This window comes from Leptospira adleri, assembly GCF_002811985.1.
GTDB classification, from domain to species: Bacteria; Spirochaetota; Leptospiria; order Leptospirales; family Leptospiraceae; genus Leptospira; species Leptospira adleri.
On the sequence record NZ_NPDU01000170.1, the window covers coordinates 1 to 524 of the forward strand.

Annotated in this window: 1 protein-coding gene; it reads left to right on the forward strand. The window is 51.7% G+C overall.

Annotated features, from left to right (window positions below; all coding sequences use genetic code 11):
• Window positions 1-524: RHS repeat-associated core domain-containing protein (locus CH376_RS24395; RefSeq protein ID WP_165783665.1), on the forward strand; the 524-nt coding region annotated here is incomplete at both ends.

A 524-nucleotide genomic window follows, 5' to 3' on the forward strand; every position in this document is an offset into this window, starting at 1 on the left:
TGTATATGTATACGGAAGGGAACCCGGTGAATCATACGGATCCAAGCGGCAACAGCATCGGAATCGGAGCGATTGCGGCGATCACGTTTCCGATGTTTTCGTTACCGACAATTGGAGCAGCGGCGGTAGGAGTGGCGATTATGGCGTCAGTGGTAATTGCAAGTGCGTTAGCCGCAATTGGGCTTGGAACGAGCCTTGGTTATATGGGCTTGAACGGAGCTCCGGTGGTAGCGGGAGCAGTCGGAATCGCAGCGCTTTCGACACTGAACAGCGCGCTTTATCTGATTGCGAGTGGAGCTGGAGTAACTTTTGCTTACGCAAGCGGTGCAGCTACGTTTGTTGGAATAGCTGCCGCGATGGGAATCGGTTTAGTATCTTCGATTTCGTTGGTTTTAGCTTCCTCTGGAGGAGGAGCGAGTATTCTTTTGAGAAATATGGCAGCGAACGCTTTGGCATTGATGAGTTCGATTGTGTTTTCGATCGGTATCACAGCTGTTGTTACAGCTGTTGGAGCCGCAGCCGCC